Below are 919 nucleotides of genomic sequence, written 5' to 3' on the forward strand. Positions count from 1 at the left end.
AAGGCTGTTTCTTTTCTTCACGAAAATAACGTTCAACCTGAAGCATGGGCACCGTTCGCTGAAGGAAAACACGACATTTTTAACAATGAAACTTTAACTGCAATAGGCCAAAAATACAATAAATCAGCTGGTCAGGTTATTTTACGCTGGTTGACTCAACGTAGTGTGGTTGCACTTGCTAAGTCCGTTCATAAAAAAAGAATGGCAGAAAATTTTGCCAGCCTTGATTTCAAATTAACAGATGATGAAATGAAAAAAATTGCAGTACTTGATAAAAATGAGAGTCAATTCTTTGATCATCGTGATCCTGCTGCCGTTAAGAGAATTCATGATTTGGTTAGACATGTAGATTAAGCTTAATTGTCTATCGTGTTGACTGTACTAAAAGGAGAAATAGATGACACAGAATAGTGACTCGAGAAATGGTGTTATTTTTCCATTAGGTGATAAGAATGACACTTATCAGAAGCTTTTTGTTGGGCAAAGTTATTTAAAGAGTCTCGTCAATGATCCAAAAGTGAATGTTTCAGTTGGTGTTGTGACTTTCGAGCCCGGTTGCCGTAATAATTGGCATATACATCATGCTGGTTTTCAAATTTTACTGGTTACTGGTGGAGAAGGTTGGTACCAAGAAATTGGGCAAAAGCCACGTTTGTTAAAAAAGGGTGGTATTGCTGTGACTCATGACGGCATTAAACATTGGCATGGGGCCACCAAAGACAGCTGGTTCGCTCATATAGCAATCACTGCTGGTAAACCTGAATGGCTAGAACCTGTTTCAGATGCAGATTATGCGAATTTGGAGGAAAAATAAATGGTAGAAAAGCAAACAGCTGGACGTGATCGCCTTGGAGATTTTGCACCTAAATTTGCTGAGTTAAATGATGATGTTTTATTTGGAGAAGTTTGGTCGAGAGAA

2 protein-coding genes and 1 pseudogene are annotated in these 919 nt (G+C 38.3%); all 3 read left to right on the plus strand.

Translation table 11 applies throughout. The annotated features are described in order from the left end of the window. Nucleotides 1–354, plus strand: a 354-nt coding sequence (locus FD20_RS13825; protein ID WP_235807752.1) for an aldo/keto reductase, incomplete at its 5' end; no start/stop codon positions are given. Between the two features lie 43 nt (nt 355–397). Beyond that, nucleotides 398–814: a cupin domain-containing protein gene (locus FD20_RS09255; protein ID WP_057737957.1), complete on the plus strand. Its 417-nt coding sequence runs from the start codon at nt 398–400 to the stop codon at nt 812–814. Continuing rightward, nucleotides 815–919: pseudogene (locus FD20_RS09260) on the plus strand (carboxymuconolactone decarboxylase family protein); the annotation flags it as partial. It lies immediately after the preceding gene.

The sequence above is a fragment of the Liquorilactobacillus uvarum DSM 19971 genome (genome assembly GCF_001434935.1).
GTDB classification, from domain to species: Bacteria; Bacillota; Bacilli; order Lactobacillales; family Lactobacillaceae; genus Liquorilactobacillus; species Liquorilactobacillus uvarum.

Coding starts and splice junctions, on each gene's coding strand:
- FD20_RS09255 (WP_057737957.1), top strand. CDS start 398: ATGACACAGAATAGTGACTCGAGAAATGGTGTTATTTTTCCATTAGGT.